At 36.5% G+C, this 15,787-nt stretch carries 8 protein-coding genes; 7 read left to right on the forward strand and 1 reads right to left on the reverse strand.

What is annotated here, in order from left to right; all coding sequences use genetic code 11:
- The first annotated feature begins 87 nt into the window (after positions 1–87).
- The gene (gene trmD / locus G7051_RS15390) at positions 88–768 is read left to right on the forward strand and encodes a tRNA (guanosine(37)-N1)-methyltransferase TrmD (protein ID WP_166116864.1); all 681 of its coding nucleotides are present in this window, start codon (positions 88–90) and stop codon (positions 766–768) included.
- A 50-nt stretch (positions 769–818) separates the two neighbouring features.
- On the opposite strand, the gene G7051_RS15395 is transcribed toward trmD, so the two are convergent.
- Positions 819–3,269 carry a BamA/TamA family outer membrane protein gene (locus tag G7051_RS15395; protein WP_166201636.1) on the reverse strand — a complete coding sequence of 817 codons (2,451 nt, stop codon included), beginning with the start codon at positions 3,267–3,269 and terminating at the stop codon, positions 819–821.
- A gap of 198 nt (positions 3,270–3,467) precedes the next feature.
- Here G7051_RS15395 and G7051_RS15400 point away from each other — a divergent pair, with 198 nt between their 5' ends.
- The 6 genes from G7051_RS15400 (at position 3,468) to G7051_RS15425 (ending at position 15,710) form a co-directional block, all read left to right on the forward strand.
- Positions 3,468–4,238, forward strand: coding sequence for an RNA methyltransferase (locus G7051_RS15400; RefSeq protein WP_166201638.1), 771 nt, complete (start codon positions 3,468–3,470; stop codon positions 4,236–4,238).
- 214 nt (positions 4,239–4,452) lie between these two features.
- A complete protein-coding gene (locus G7051_RS15405; protein ID WP_166201640.1) occupies positions 4,453–6,414 on the forward strand; it encodes an amylo-alpha-1,6-glucosidase in 1,962 nt (653 codons plus the stop codon).
- Positions 6,415–6,444: 30 nt separating this feature from the next.
- Entirely contained in the window at positions 6,445–7,725 is a 1,281-nt protein-coding gene (locus G7051_RS15410) for a glycosyltransferase family 4 protein (RefSeq protein ID WP_166201642.1), read from the forward strand.
- 130 nt (positions 7,726–7,855) lie between these two features.
- The gene (locus tag G7051_RS15415; protein ID WP_166116874.1) at positions 7,856–9,202 is read left to right on the forward strand and encodes a glycoside hydrolase family 57 protein; all 1,347 of its coding nucleotides are present in this window, start codon (positions 7,856–7,858) and stop codon (positions 9,200–9,202) included.
- Between the two features lie 70 nt (positions 9,203–9,272).
- On the forward strand, positions 9,273–13,520 hold the full coding sequence (gene glgP / locus G7051_RS15420; protein ID WP_166201645.1) for an alpha-glucan family phosphorylase: 4,248 nt from the start codon (positions 9,273–9,275) through the stop codon (positions 13,518–13,520).
- Between the two features lie 216 nt (positions 13,521–13,736).
- Positions 13,737–15,710 carry an alpha-amylase family glycosyl hydrolase gene (locus G7051_RS15425; protein ID WP_166201647.1) on the forward strand — a complete coding sequence of 658 codons (1,974 nt, stop codon included), beginning with the start codon at positions 13,737–13,739 and terminating at the stop codon, positions 15,708–15,710.
- Positions 15,711–15,787: the final 77 nt, after the last annotated feature.

A 15,787-nucleotide genomic window follows, 5' to 3' on the forward strand; every position in this document is an offset into this window, starting at 1 on the left:
AGAAATAGCATAAAATCGTTTATTTTTGATTATTTTTGTCTTCTGATTATAGGGCATAGCCTTATTTAAAATTATCAGATCTAAAGAATGAGAATAGATATTATAAGCGTACTTCCTCAAATGCTCGAAGGGGCAATTAATTGCTCGATCCTTAAACGGGCACAGGATAAAAATCTTGTTGAAATTCAACTTCATAACTTACGTGATTATTCCACTGATAAACATCATCGGGTAGACGATTATCCTTTTGGGGGAGAGGCAGGTATGGTAATGCAGATTGAACCGATTGATAATATTATTTCTCTCCTGAAAAGCCAGAGGACTTATGATGAAGTAATATTTACTTCGCCCGATGGAGAACGATTCGATCAGAAAATGGCAAACAGAATGTCCTCATTCGAAAATATAATTATCCTTTGTGGTCATTATAAAGGAATTGATTATAGAATCAGAGAACATCTGATAACTAAAGAAATATCGATTGGTGATTATGTCCTTACCGGAGGAGAATTGGCGGCAGCTATAATTACTGATGCTATAGTTCGCTTAATTCCCGGTGCTATTGGAGACGAGCAGTCGGCTCTTTCGGATTCGTTTCAAGATAATCTATTAGCTCCTCCCGTATATACGCGTCCGGCAGAATACAAAGGCTGGAAAGTTCCTGATATATTATTATCCGGTCACGAGGCTAAAATTGATGAATGGAAATTGCAACAAGCTATATCAAGAACTAAACTACTCAGACCCGACCTGCTAGAAGATAAGTAATAAATAAAACTTATTTTATATTCAAGCTAAACCATAAAAGTTTCGAAGCCTTAGAAAGGGTAACCAACTGCAATATGCCAAGCTGTATTTTCTCTGAAATTAAGAGGTTTCAATATAGACCATTTTGATTGGTATCCGTCTACTACTTGGTATCCGCTGGCATCGGTTCTGTAAACAGGAATATCCGCAGGATTGTATACTTTCCATCCGCAATCAAGTCGTATGATAACAAATTCGAGATCAAGTCTTATCCCTAGTCCCCAAGCATACGCAATTTGTTTGTAGAAGCTGTCAACCTTAAACTCACCTTTATCTTGTCGGTCACTGCCTCTGATAGTCCATATATTACCCGCATCCACAAATGTAGCCAGTTCTAGTTTCCAGAATACTTTGCTTCGGTATTCTATGTTAGCGTCGAACCTTAAGTCTCCCGACTGGTCATTAAAATTGGCATCTGCTCTGTAAAAAGCTCCCGGACCTAATTCGCGGGCTGCCCATCCTCTAACACTGTTGGCTCCTCCCGAGAAGAAACGTTTTTCGAAAGGTACTTGTTTATTATTGCCATAGGCATAGGCTATACCGCCCCCTAATCGCCAAGCTAAAGCATTTTTATCATCTATACGTATCGATTTGCTGTAATCTAAATTTCCTCGTACGTATTGTGCAAAGAAGGTATCAAAGATTTTTCTCGATCCGGTTTCGGGATCTCTTTCGATTTTAGCTAATGCAGCTACCAATGCAAGTGCATTACCTGCAGTCTCAACAGATGCTCTTAATGAATAAGTCGATCTGTTATTTCTTCTATTTGATCCGATAAGTCCTGGTGCTACGGCATTTGTTTTGTAGTAAGTATATCCTGTACTGACAATAAATTGATCGGTAAAGCTATATAATTTAGCATTGGGTGACAGGGTACTTTCAAATCTGGGATCCAAACGGGGTATGTGTGCATAACTAATTTCTATAAGATCAAGCGTATGCCTTACCGTGTTATTTGTACGGTTTTCCCAAATATATTTTACTCCTGTAGAAAAAACTGTTCGTGTAAAATAATTGGGGCGGCGTTGATACGTATAACTTGATACGACTTGAGTTGAAGCTCTTAATCTTCGCCTTAGATCGTGGCTGAGAAAAGGAAATAGAAATCTGGGGAAAGTAAGCGATGTTTCTCCTCCTATTTCAAAATAATTATCTCTAAAGCTCGAAAAATTAGGTGTTACTGCTTCATAAGAACCCCTTAGTTTAGCATTAAACAGTTCGGAACCCTTAAAAGCATTTCGGTGTACATATCCTAGACTTGCACCCACACCGAAGAAGCCGGCTGAGTTTGTGCCTTCTATTTCGGCAGATATACCTTGTCTTTTGTCGGGAACTGCTGTAATTATACATCTGAGTTTTGTGGAGTCACCTTCAAGATATTCTTCGTACTTTATATTTATATTTTTCAGAATATGTAGTTGCGACAATGAATTGTATGTCGTTGAAACTTGATTTTCGTTATAAAGAGATTGAGGTTGTATGTAGCAATTTTCTAAAATAACGAAAGGTTTAATATATCGTCCTCTTGCACCATAAAATATGCGGTATTTGCCTCTTGTAACGGTATCGGTAGCTTGGTAATGGTTGATGTCTCCGTCGGCAATAGGATCATAATCAACATAGATATCTATTCCGTCTACATAATATTGTCGGTGAGGTACCTCTGTTACATCATTATTTCCTATACGCTGAGTGAAAGGATAGATGATAAGCTCTAGATCAACTTTGTTTTCTTTATCTATTGTATCAGCCACAAAGCCGATGTACTCTTTATTAAATGCCATGTAACCATTTCGTCTCAATATGGAGGTGACACGATTACGCTCTTCATCCAACAGATCAAGATCAAATCTATCACCTTCCTTTAATAGATTCCCCCTGCTAAGGTATCTATTAAGACTTACTCGCGTCGAATCTGATGTGGTTGCCCTCCTTCTGCGTAATGGAAATGACTTGTTAATAATGCCTGCATCAAATACTGTATCACTTATATTTATTTTATAGCTTTCGATATTTGAGGCTGCACCTGATTTTACATCGTATATAACCTTTGCTTTTTTATCTTTCTCTATAATCTTAGGTTCAACTTGAGCCTGCAAATAACCTTTGTTATTCATTATTCGCTCCAGAGTAACTACTGTTGGTTCTACTTGCGTGCTGTCATATAAAACAGGTGGTTCGCCTCCTCTCTTCAAGGCTCTATTGTACCATTTGGTGGAATCTTTCCCTGATAAATTGTACATAAATAAAGGAAGCTTGAATATTTCGAAAGTTTTGAAATTTGCTTTTTGTTTCACATAAGGTTCCAGATCGAAGAATGAAACATCTTTTGCATCTACTTTTACGGTAGCCACATCAAGCAGAAGTTCATTGTCGGGAACATATTTGGTAGTACTGCAAGAGTAGCCAAGCAATAATAAAAAGCTGATAAAGAAAATTATATTTTGAAGTCTGAATTTCATTTATTGAGATGTATAAGTAACATTAAATATTTATTGCTACATTTTATGATCCGTTATTCTTTCGTCAGAAGATAAAAGGTTTGTGACGTTGAAAAATGATCGGCTATTTAAAAAATGACAAATTTAGGATATAATTATATCTTTTTTGTAGATTTGTCTAACAAAGAATTATTAAATAATGTTGGTTATCATAGTTAAATGAGTTTAAGCAAGAATAAAATAAAATACATACAATCCTTAAAGGATAAAAAAAGCCGTGAAGAACACCGGACTTTTGTTGTTGAGGGAGATAAAATGGTATCTGAATTAATTGGCTTTGTAAAATGCCAATTGCTTATAGCTACTCCTGATTTTATTCAAACAAATCAAATATCTGATAATAATATCGAAGAGATTGTAGAAGTATCTAAATTAGAATTGTCTAAAGCCAGTTTCCTTAAAAATCCCCAGCAAGCTTTAGGTGTTTTTTATCAACCTCATTATATATTAGACACAAACCAATTAAAAAGCCAATTAATCTTAGCATTAGATTGTATTCAGGATCCCGGAAACTTAGGCACAATAATAAGGCTAGCCGACTGGTATGGTATTGAAAATATAATTTGTTCAATGGATACGGTTGACGTTTATAATCCCAAAGTAGTACAGGCAACGATGGGTGCTCTGGCGAGAGTGAAAGTTCACTATGTTGATCTATACGAATGTTTGAGAAATATGCAGGAAGTGCTCCCTCTTTATGGTACCTTTCTGGATGGAAAGAACATGTATCAGCAAGAATTGTCAGAGATGGGCATTATTGTCATGGGGAATGAAGGAAACGGTATCAGCCCCAAAATCGAAACACTTATAACAAACAAACTTTTTATCCCGAATTATCCTCCACAAAGGGAAACATCCGAGTCTTTAAATGTAGCAATTGCTACCGCTATTATTTGCACTGAATTTAGACGCTGTTTTCAAAAACAATAAAGGTATATGTGGTGTTATAAATAGGTAGAGTAACTAAATGATGCTCAGATTAATTTAGACTGAAAATTTTTCGGTCCCAATTTAGGTTGTCCCCATTTTGATAAAATGTTATAAAACATTCTGGATTTTAAGGTTTGAATGAATAAATTTCTTAAATTTAGGATGTATTTATTTTATTATGTCGCTTTACTAAAACAAAACACTATTATATACTATGAGCTATCTAACTTTTAATAAAGATGAATTAGTTAATCTACAATATTCATTGCATCGTGAGATTTTAAGTACCAATAGAGCAGGTGCATATATGAGTACAACTATTGTTGGTTGTAATACCCGTAAGTATCATGGCTTGTTGGTTTGTCCCATTGAAGAATTTAATGGCGAAAGCTATGTTTTGCTTTCTTCTTTAGATGAAACAGTCATCCAGCACGATCAATCATTCAATTTGGGTATACATCAATATCCGGGAGGTGTATACAGTCCACGAGGGCATAAGTATATTATAGATTTTGAGTTTGAACCTACACCAACTCTAATTTATAGGGTAGGAGGAGTTGTGCTCAAAAAAGAGTTTCTGATGGAGCATAATGCAGATCGTATACTGATGAGGTATACTCTGATGGAAGCTCATTCCGATACAACATTACGTTTGAGACCTTTTCTTTCTTTTAGAAACAGGCATCAATTAAGTAAGGCTAATTTATTTGTTAATACAGATACTGATAGAATCGAAAATGGTATAGCATCAAAGTTATATGCCGGATTTCCGACTCTAAATATGCAATTAAGCAAAAAAAATGAGTTTGTTGATAACCCCGATTGGTATTATAATATAGAATATTCACAAGAGAAAGAACGTGGTTATGATTTTCAGGAAGATCTATTTACGCCTGGATATCTGGAAATGCCTATAAAAAAAGGTGAGAGTATAATTTTCTCAGCATCCTTAAAAGAAGAAAAAGTAAAAACTCTAGCAGACGCTTTTGATAAGGGACTTGCTTCTCGTCAGCCGAAAGATAGTTTTGTTAATTGTTTGAAGAATTCAGCCACACAATTCATTGTTCAACAAGGTAATGATACGGAGGTTATAGCAGGTTATCCATGGTTTGGACGTTGGGGGCGCGATACATTTATTGCCTTGCCCGGACTTACACTAGCAGCTAATTACGACTTGGATAGCTGTAAAGGAGTACTTGATACCATGTCGGGAGAAGTTAATAACGGTTTATTTCCCAATATCGGAAAGAGCGATCATGCAGCCTATAATTCGGTAGATGCACCCATGTGGTATTTTTGGGCTATACAAAAATATGCAGAGGCTATAAATGATAAAAAAACGGTCTGGTCCTCTTATGGCGAAAAGATGAAGGCTGTTTTAAATGCTTTTAGATCAGGTGTCAATGAGCATATTATGATGCACGATAACGGACTTATTTGGGCCGGTCAAGAAGGTAAAGCCCTTACTTGGATGGATGCTGTGGTTGCCGAAGGCCCTGTAACACCCCGCAGAGGATATGCAGTAGAAATAAACGCTCTTTGGTATAATGCAATACAATTTACAATAGAACTAGCCGAAGCAAATGGCGATAAAGCTTTTGTTTCTGAATGGAAAGACTTGGCAGAACGCATAAAAGAAAGCTATGTAACAACCTTCTGGAATGAAGAACTTGGATATTTAGCTGATTATGTAGATGAAAACGGTCAGAATTTAGATATACGCTCTAATCAGGTTATAGCGACCTCATTACCTTATAGTCCCATTAGTGATGAGATTAAAAGTCATGTGCTGAATGTGATAAAAAGAGAATTGCTTACTCTTAAAGGTTTGAGAACATTATCCCCGGGTCATCCTGACTACAAAGGGATATATAGTGGCGATCAGAGAACACGCGATTTAGCCTATCACCAAGGTACTGTTTGGGTATGGCAATTGAGTCATTATATAGAAGCTAACTTTAAACTTTATGGAGATGCTTTTTATGGAGATGCCAAATGGATTGTAGAGCATTTTGAAGAAGACATGACAGATTACGGAATTTGCAGTATAGCTGAGGTCTACGACGGTAATCCTCCTCACCATCCGGGCGGAAGTATTTCCCAAGCTTGGAGTGTCAGTGAAGTCCTCCGTATTCTCCAAATGATAGAACAACACAAAAAACAAGACAAAAAATAATAAAAATTACCTAAAATGCTATGATCTAGTATGAAAGTATTAATGTTTGGTTGGGAGTTTCCTCCCCATATATCAGGAGGACTAGGTACTGCCTGTTATGGATTAACAAAAGGATTGGCACAACAAGGAGTTGAGGTCCTATTTGTTATGCCTAAGGCTGTAGGCGATGAAGACTCCAGCATCGGGAAAATAATCAATGCTAGTGATGTAGAAATGCCTTCGACAACATCTTACACAGATGATTTTTGGCAGAATGTAAGTTTTCTACCTGTCAGTTCAGGGCTTATTCCTTATTTAGGCTTAGAAGAATATGAACAGTATGTATCCGAAACTGAAAGCGGAGGTGGACAACGTTCTTTTACCCATCTTGGAGGCAAGTTCCCCTTTTCGGGGAAATACGGTACAAACCTGATGGAGGAAGTAAGAAATTATGCTTATATTGCTTCTAAAATAGCCAGAGAAAATGATTTTGATGTGATTCATGCTCATGATTGGCTTACTTATCTGGCAGGCATTGTTGCAAAAAAGATCTCAGGAAAACCTTTAGTGGTACATGTACATGCTACAGAGTTTGACCGAAGTGGCGAAAATGTAAACAGAGTTGTTTATGACCTGGAGCGCTTGGGAATGGAACAAGCAGATGCTGTGATAGCGGTAAGTAATCTGACGCGAAATATTGTTATAAACCGATATGGTATTGATAAGTCACGAGTCTTTACAGTACATAATGCCGTAGATTTTTCAGGACGTAAAGAAATTTTGATTAAGAAAGCGGTTAAAGAGAAGGTTATCACTTTTCTGGGGCGTATTACCTATCAAAAAGGTCCGGAGTATTTCATAGAAGCAGCAAGTAAGGTTCTGAAACGTTATCCGAATGTTCGTTTTGTGATGGCAGGAAGTGGCGATATGATGAATAAAATGGTACAGCGTGTTGCCAAATTACGTATCGGATCCAAGTTCTCATTTACAGGTTTCCTGACGGGAGATGATGTAAATCAGATGTATGCCCAAAGTGATGTATATGTAATGCCATCTGTTTCGGAGCCTTTTGGTATATCTCCGTTGGAAGCTATGCGTACAGGAGTACCTGTTATCATATCCAATCAATCGGGAGTAGCAGAGGTATTGGAACATGCCATGAAAGTTAACTTTTGGGATATAGATGCTTTAGCTGATGCTATGTATGGGTTACTGGCTTATCCGACTCTTACAACTACTCTTAAAGTAAAAGGGACGGAAGAAGTTAATTCTTTGAACTGGGATGACAGTGCAATTAGAGTAAAAGATGTATATGAAAAAATGTTAGATTGACCCTAAACTATTAGATAATATAATTTAGTGCCTTTATTCGTAATCTTTGACAACACCATTTACTTTATAAGCTTAAACCCTTATAATACATTTTAATAACGCAAAATATAACAGACATACATAATTAGTCATGAAAAAAACTTTATGCTTTTATTTTCAGATACACTTACCTTTTCAATTAAGGAGATATCGCTTCTTTGATATAGGAAACTCCCATCAATATTATGACGAGTTTAGTATCCGTACTTATTTACAAAAGATTGTAGAACAGTGTTACTTACCAATGAATAGGGTATTGTTGGATATCATTCAAGAATATGGTAGCAAATTTAAAGTAGCATTCTCAATCACAGGTGAAACCATAGAGCAGCTCGAAAAATATGCACCTCAGGTATTAGACAGTTTTAGAGAGTTGGCAGCAACAGGTTCTGTAGAATTTATGTGTGAAACCTATGCTCACTCACTCGCTTTTCTGAAAGATGAAAAAGAGTTGGAACGTCAGCTTAAAAAACAAGCGGCAACTATTAAAAAGTACTTTAATCAAGAGCCGGTAACAGCTCGTTTGACTGGGCTTATGTACTCGGATCAGATAGGAGAGAGAGTTGCAAAACTAGGTTTTAAAGCTATTGTAACCGAAGGAGCTAAACACGTTTTAGGTTGGAAAAGTCCCAATTATGTATATAGCAATGTAAATAACCCCAATTTAAAAGTACTGTTAAGAAATTTTCATTTAAGTGATGATATCGCATATCGTTTTTCGGACACAACATGGAGTGAATGGCCGGTAACAAGTGAAAAATTTGCAAGTTGGTTAGATGTTGTAAATGAGAGCGATGAGGTGGTTAATCTCTTTATGGATTATATTACATTCGGAAACCGACACCCTCGATCTACAGGTATATTCGAGTTTATGCGCTATTTACCAAAAGAGGTGTTTAGTCATGGTAAATTTGAATTCCTTACACCATCAGAAGTAATCAAGAAACATACACCTGTTGGTCCTGTACATGTACCATATCCAATCTCTTGGTCGGAAGAAGAACGCGATCTAAGCATCTGGTTGGGAAATGACTTGCAAAACGATGCCTTTACATCCCTTTGTGATCTGGGCGAAAAAGTGCGATTTGTTGATGATGCCGAATTAACCCAAGATTGGGAGCGCTTGCAGGATAGCGATCATTACTATTATATGTGTACCAAATGGATGTCGGATGCATCGTCTCGCCGATTTAAGAGTGTATACTCAAGTCCTTATGATGCATATATTAATTATATGAATGTGTTAAGTGATTTAATTTCACGAGTAAATGATGCTATAGCAGAAAAGATTTCTTTATTGAAGAAAGACAGTCATTATGCAGATGAGTTATCAAAATTCATTACATGTGATGAAACAGAATATTCATCATTACAAATAAAAAAAATAGCAGAGTTATTGGGTAAGAAGACTGTTAAATCGGTATCAGAATCCGTTTAATTTATTTTTACAAAAAACAGGTCTTAAGATCTTAATTTAGAATTTATATTAGTGTATTAATAATAATTTTATGCAAAACGAAAAACTACTAACACCCGATTATCTATTTGAAGTAAGCTGGGAAGTTTGTAACAAAGTGGGCGGTATACATACCGTTATTGCAACTAAAGTTCCAACATTAGAAAAGGTATTAAGAAAACCTCACATTCTGATTGGACCGGATGTTGTAAAGGAGAACGAATCTAATCCTGAGTTTAAAGAGGATCCCTTTTTATTAAAATCGTGGAGAGCCAGAGCTGCAAATGACGGACTACGGATTCGTATCGGTCGATGGAATATCGCAGAAAGACCTATTGCTATTTTAGTCGATTTTACTCCGTTTTTCTCTCAGAAAGATGATATTCTTGGATTCATGTGGGAGAAATACAAATTGGATTCTCTTTCCGGACAATGGGATTATATTGAACCTGCATTATTTGGTTATGCAGCCGGAAAAGTTATCGAGAGTTACGTAAAATACCATTGCTCGCCAAGTGATAAGATTATAGCACAATTTCATGAGTGGATGACCGGTACAGGATTATTATATCTGAAATCGGCAGTTCCCCAAATAGGATGTGCATTTACTACTCATGCAACAGCATTGGGTAGATGTATTGCTGGTAATAATTTACCTCTTTATGATAGCTTGAAGACTTATAATCCTGATAATATTGCACATAATTTTAATGTGACAGCAAAGCAGTCATTAGAGAAAATTGCAGCACAACAAGCTGATGCTTTTACAACTGTAAGTGATATTACAGCAAAAGAATGCGAACAGTTTCTTGGAAGACCAGTTGATCTGGTTACACCCAACGGATTTCAAGATTTTATAACGAATGAAGAAGAGTTTGCTAAGAAGCAAAAAGAAGGTCGTAAAAAACTGATAACTGCTGCAGAAGCAATTATAGCTCAGAAAATTGATAGTAATGCTTTATTGATTGGAATTAGCGGGCGTTATGAATATAAAAACAAAGGGATAGATGTATTTATAGAAGCTCTGGGTAAGCTGAATAAGAACGATGCTTTAAATAGAGAAGTCGTTGGTTTTATACTTGTTCCTGCCGGACATCATGGTCCATCAAAAGCATTGTTACAAAACCTGCATAGTACAGAGCCGATCTCACCTCTTGCAAATCCTTATTTGACACATGAATTGAACGATGAAAATTATGATCCTGTATTAAATGCTGTAAGACGTAACGAGCTTTATAATACAAACAATGATAAGGTTAAAATATTCTTTGTTCCTTCATATTTGAATGGTAATGATGGAATATTTGATGTTCCTTATTATGATCTGCTGGCAGGGCTCGATTTATCGTTATTCCCTTCATACTATGAGCCATGGGGCTATACTCCATTAGAGAGTGTTGCTTTTAAAGTTCCAACTATTACGACTACATTAGCGGGATTTGGATTATGGGTAAAAACTCATTTCAAAGGAGAACGTCCGGGTATTGCTGTCATTGATCGGACAGATACAAATGATGCTGAGGTAATAGACCATATCGAAGCTCAAGTAATTCGTCATGCTAAAAATAGTGATGCAGACAGTAAAGCTGCTAAACAAAATGCATATGAGATATCTAAAATTGCCCTTTGGGATAATTTGATAACTTATTATATGCAAGCTTATAGCACTGCACTTGAGAAAGTTGCAGAACGCTATACTGAGAGTGATTTTATTATAGAAGAACCACAAAATAATTATATTCCACAAATGTCACAACATACTTCACCTAACTGGTTTAACGTTATTGTACACCGTAATGTACCTAAAAAACTTCATGCTCTGGAAGAACTTGCTAATAACCTTTGGTGGTGTTGGAATCAGGATGCAAAAGATTTATTTGAATCATTAGACCCTGTTGCATGGAAAAAAGTATACTATAATCCTATTGTATTATTAGATACAATAAGCCTTCAACGTTATCAGGAATTAGAAAATGATGAAGAATTTGTAGCAAAATTAGCTGCTGTACACAATCATTTTAAAACATACATGAATAATAAGAGCGATTTGAGCGAAGCTTCAGTTGCTTACTTCTGTATGGAATACGGTTTACATAGTTCTTTGAAGATTTATTCGGGAGGATTAGGTATTCTTGCCGGTGATTATCTGAAAGAAGCCAGCGATAAGGGTGTACGTATGACAGGTATCGGTCTGTTGTATCGCTATGGTTATTTTACTCAACGTTTGTCGACATCAGGTGAGCAGGAAAATATTTACGAAGCTCAGTTATTTGATAAAATACCGGTATCGGCAGTACGTGACGAAGAAGGTAATTGGGTTACTATAAAAATAGCATTGCCCGGACGCGATTTACATGCACGTGTTTGGAAAGTAAATGTGGGGCGTGTTGAGCTATTCTTAATGGATACTGACATTGAGGACAATTTACCGGAAGATCGTTCGGTTACACACCATTTGTATGGTGGTGATTGGGAAAACAGATTAAAGCAAGAACTTCTATTAGGTGTTGGAGGTATCAGATTGCTTGATAAAATAAATCGAAACTTTGATGTTTATCACTGTAACGAAGGACATGCAGCTTTCACAGGACTAGAGCGTATACACAAATTGATGGTTAATAGAAAGCTATCGTTTGAGGAAGCCAGAGAGGCAATCCGTTCTTCGTCGCTTTTCACGACTCATACACCTGTACCTGCAGGACATGATGCCTTTGAAGAGGGATTGTTACGTAAATATATATCACATTACCCGGAACGTTTCCAAATCAGTTGGGAGCAAGTAATGGGACTAGGACGTGTACATGCAAATGATTCTCAGGAGAAATTCTCAATGAGTAATCTGGCTGTGCATCTTTCTCAGGAAGTGAATGGTGTAAGCTGGTTACATGGAAAAGTTTCACAGGAAATGTTTAAAGATATGTTCCCCGGTTATCTGGCTCAAGAGTCTTATATCAGCTATGTAACCAATGGAGTGCATTATCCTACATGGGCTGCTCCCGAGTGGAAAGCGTTGTATGAGCGTGTGTTTGGTGCAGATTTTGCAACACATCATTATGATAAATCTTGTTTCTCTAACATTCAAGATGTTGAAAATAAAGAAATATGGGATATCCGTCGCAAATTGCGTGGTGCTATGATTGCTCATATTAAGGAACGTATGAATAGCAACAATGAACTGTTGTATTATACTCCTCGTGAGATTGTAGAGATTGTAGAAAGATTAGATCCTAATAAATTGACATTTGGTTTTGCAAGGCGTTTTGCGACTTACAAACGTGCTCAATTGTTATTTAAGAATATTGATACATTAAATGAGATAGTAAACCATCCGACAAGACCTGTTCAGTTTATATTTGCCGGAAAGGCTCACCCTGCTGATAAAGCAGGTCAGGATTTGATCAAGAAGATTGTTGAAGTATCTAAATATCCTCAGTTCTTAGGTAAAATCTTATTTATTGAGAATTATGATATGGAATTGGCTTCTAAATTGGTTCAAGGGGTTGATATTTGGTTGAATACTCCGACTCGTCCTATGGAAGCATCGGGTACAAGTGGTGAAAAAGCCGTGATGAATGGTGTTATGCACTTTAGTGTACTTGATGGATGGTGGGTTGAAGGTTATCAAAAAGATGCAGGTTGGGCATTGCCTTTAGAGCAGGTTTATGAAAACAACGACTACCAAAATGAGTTGGATGCTGAGATAATCTATAATACGATTGAGAATGAAATAGCTCCATTGTATTATCAACAAAATGAAGAGGGTATTCCTTCAGAATGGATACAGCATGTGAAAAATTCGATTGACAAGGTTGCTTCTAACTTTACGATGAACCGTCAGCTGACTGATTATGAAGATCGATTCTATAATAAGTTAAGTAAACGTGGACGTGAAATCAGAGAGAATGATTATGCAATGGCAAAAGATATTGTCACATGGAAACACAAAATGTCCAGAGAGTGGGATGGTGTTGAAATTATTTCCGTAAAAATGCCAAGTGTTTACAAAGAGCCTATTGTATTGGGACAGGAGTATGAAATGGAAATAAAACTAACTTGCGGTTCACTATCTGCTGAAGATATAGGTGTTGAACTGGTTATTACTAATGACCAAACGGGTAAAGGTGAAGAATTCTTGATTAAATATCAATTTACTTGCGTATCTCAGGATGGCAGCATTGCAACTTACCGTTTGAAACATAGAAGCGAGCAACCCGGAACATTCAATATGGGACTTCGTGTCTTTGCTAAAAATGACATGCTGGCATATCAACAAGATTCAGGTTTGGTAAAGTGGATGTAAAACTTTTATGGTCCTGAATAAATCTTAGAAAGGACTGTAAATTCTAATAATTATATGGCTATTTTGTATTCCAATTTAGCCATATAATGTTTAATGCAATGACTCATTAGAAAAGTAAAAGTATTGAATGAATTCTTTTGATATTTGCAAAGACTATAGTTATTATACTCAGACGAAATGGTAAACAGGTCTGAGACCTTAATATCTGACATTATAATGAAAACTTCAATATATGGTGATAGCGGACTCGAAAAATATCGGTCTACTATTTTATGCAGACATGAAAAATATCAGTTAAAAATGGCTGAACTTACAAGTGGTTCAGAACTGAGTGATGCTGCCAACGGATATTTGTTTTATGGATTACATGCATACTCCGATAAATGGGTATTGCGTGAGTGGGCTCCGAATGCTACTGCCGTTTATTTGATGGGTGATTTCAATCATTGGCAAAAAGATGATTTGAGATACGTTTTTTGTCCTAAACCCGGTGGAAATTGGGAACTAGAATTACCCCTTGACGTTTTACGGCACGGTATGCTGTACAAGTTATGGGTAAAATGGGAAGATGGGGCAGGAGAGCGTATACCTGCTTACGTAAGACGAGTGGTACAGGATGATGTTAGTAAAATATTCTCGGCTCAGGTGTGGCAGCCCGAACCTTATATATGGAAGAATAATCAGCCTAAAGAAGAGGTAGCTCCCATTATTTATGAAGCTCATATCGGAATGTCCGGTGAAGAAGAGAATGTTGCCACATATAATCATTTCAGAGAGAAAATATTGCCTTATATTGCTGATATGGGATACAATACCATACAATTAATGGCAATTCAGGAACATCCTTATTATGGATCTTTTGGTTATCAGGTTTCTAATTTTTTTGCACCAAGTTCGCGCTTTGGCACGCCCGAAGAGTTGAAAGAACTAATAGATACAGCTCATAAACTAAATATAAGGGTTGTATTGGATATTGTACATTCACATGCTGTAATTAATGAAGCCGATGGTTTGAGCCGTTTTGACGGAACTTTTGATCTTTATTTTCATTCAGGAGAGCGAGGAATACATTCTGTATGGAATTCCCGATGTTTTGATTATGGTAAGAGTGAAGTTTTAGCTTTCCTTTTATCGAACTGTAAATATTGGTTAGAGGAATTTAAATTCGATGGCTTCAGGTTCGATGGTGTTACCAGTATGATGTATTATGATCATGGTATTGGTCGTGATTTTATGGATTATTCGATGTATTATGACGGTAATCAGGATGATGATGCAATTGTTTATCTAACGATGGCAAACAAGCTTATTCATGAGGTAAATCCACAAGCATTTACCATCGCCGAGGATATTAGCGGTATGCCGGGACTTGCTTCACCGATCGGAAATATGGGTATAGGATTCGATTATCGTATGGCAATGGGTATTGCAGACTTTTGGGTTAAGATACTTAAAAATAAGAAAGATGAAGAGTGGCATGTGGGGGATATGTTCTATGAGTTGACCAATAAACGCAAAGAAGAAAAGACAATCAGTTATGTAGAAAGTCACGATCAGGCAATGGTGGGAGATAAAACACTTATTTTCAATCTTCTTGATAGTTTGATGTATACAGATATGAATGTTTTTGAACGCAATTCTAAGGTTGACAGAGGCTTGGCTCTTCATAAAATGATTCGACTGGCTACTCTTGCCACTGCCGGAAACGGATACCTTACTTTTATGGGTAATGAATTCGGTCATCCGGAATGGATAGACTTTCCAAGGGAAGGCAATGACTGGTCTTATAGGTATGCCCGTCGTCAGTGGTCTTTGCTGACTGATACAAATCTGAGGTATCGTTTTTTAGCCGAGTTTGAAAAAGAAATGTTAGGCTTAATAAATAAGCAGGACATATTTTCGTTTCGACCTTTTGCTATCATTCAGAGTACAGCAGATCAGGTATTGATATTTAAGCGTAATAATTTAATATTTCTCTTTAATTTCAATCCGATAAAATCGTTTACTGATTACGGTTTTGAGGTAGATAAAGGTCAATACAAAATTGTTCTAAACTCTGATGACTCAGAATTTGATGGTTTCGATAGGGTAGACGATAATTACGATTATTCGACTCTAAGCATAAAAGGAAAAGATGTATTAAAAGTATATATTCCTGCACGTACTGCTTTTGTCTTGGAGAAGAAATAAAATTACTTTACAGATATACAAATAAAATAAGGTAGCCTTTTACGACTACCTTATTTTATTATAGTTGATAGGTTAAA

This window comes from Dysgonomonas sp. HDW5B (assembly GCF_011299335.1).
Lineage (GTDB): Bacteria > Bacteroidota > Bacteroidia > Bacteroidales > Dysgonomonadaceae > Dysgonomonas_A.